Below are 1,485 nucleotides of genomic sequence, written 5' to 3' on the forward strand. Positions count from 1 at the left end.
TCCAGGGCTTCATCGCGGCATGACTCTGAAGTCTCTGGATCCCCGCCTTCGCGGGGATGACGGCCTGGAGGGGCGCGGCGAAATCCGTTTGTCGCGCTACCTGCCTGGCGTCTCGCCGTTTCCGCCCCGCAACGTTCCATGCCACGGCTTGGGTTCGCCATCGCCGGCACCCATCTGGTTCCCACCTTCAAGCCCGCCGCCGCCCATGCACGCTCTGCGCTTCGACAACGCCTTCGTCCGCGACCTGCCGGGCGATCCGGACACCGCGCCGGGCGTGCGCCAGGTTCACGGCGCGCTGTATTCGCGGGTCGATCCCACGCCGGTGGCGGCGCCGCGCTTGCTCGCGCATTCGGCCGAAATGGCCGCGGCGCTGGGCTTCAGCGAGGCCGAGGTCGCCAGCCGCGCGTTCGCCGAGACGTTCGGCGGCAACGCGCTGTTGCCGGGGATGCAGCCGTATGCGGCCAATTACGGCGGCCATCAGTTCGGCGCCTGGGCCGGCCAGCTCGGCGACGGGCGCGCGATTTCGCTGGGCGAGGTCGTCGCCGACGACGGCCGGCGCTGGGAGCTGCAGCTCAAGGGCGCCGGGCCGACGCCGTACTCGCGCAGCGCCGACGGCCGCGCGGTGCTGCGCTCTTCGATCCGCGAATTCCTGTGCAGCGAGGCCATGCACCACCTCGGCGTGCCGACCACGCGCGCGTTGAGCCTGGTCGGCACCGGCGACAGCGTGGTCCGCGACATGTTTTACGACGGCCATGCGCAGGCCGAGCCCGGCGCGATCGTCTGCCGGGTGGCGCCGTCGTTCATTCGCTTCGGCAATTTCGAACTGCCGGCCTCGCGCGGCGACACCGCACTGCTGAAGGCCTTGCTGGATTTCTGCATCCGCCGCGACTTTCCGCACCTGGCCGACGCCGGCGAAAACGCCTACGCGCAGTGGTTCGGCGACGTGGCGCAGCGCACCGCGACGCTGATGGCGCACTGGATGCGGGTCGGCTTCGTGCACGGGGTGATGAACACCGACAACCTGTCGATCCTCGGTCTGACCATCGACTACGGCCCGTACGGCTGGATCGACAACTACGACCCGGACTGGACCCCGAACACCACCGACGCCGGCCGCCGCCGCTATCGCTACGGCCAGCAGCCGCAAGTGGCGTACTGGAACCTGAGCCGGCTGGCCGGCGCGCTGTCGCCGCTGATCGCCGCCGAGGCCTTGCAGGACGGCCTGCGGCGTTATGTGGAGACCTACAACCAGGCCGAGCGCGACGCCATCGCGCGCAAGCTGGGGCTGCGCGAGTGCGGCGACGAGGATGTGGCGCTGATGCAGGAACTGCGCGGCTGGCTGCAGGCCAACGAGATCGACATGACGATCTTCTTCCGCGCGTTGGCCGATATCGACGTGAGCGCCGAGCGCCCCGACCCGGCGCCGCTGGCCGAGGCCGCCTACGACCCGGCGCGCGCCGCCGCGGCCGAGGCGCTGCGCGGCTG

The 1,485-nt window shown here is 70.9% G+C and carries 1 protein-coding gene; it reads left to right on the forward strand.

Annotation, left to right across the window (positions count from 1 at the left end):
- Window positions 1-205: 205 nt before the first annotated feature.
- Window positions 206-1,485 (forward strand): protein adenylyltransferase SelO (locus tag A7A76_RS04225; protein WP_206410025.1); only part of this gene is annotated, 1,280 nt, incomplete at its 3' end.

This window comes from Lysobacter enzymogenes (assembly GCF_017168095.1).
Classification (GTDB): Bacteria; Pseudomonadota; Gammaproteobacteria; order Xanthomonadales; family Xanthomonadaceae; genus Lysobacter; species Lysobacter enzymogenes_D.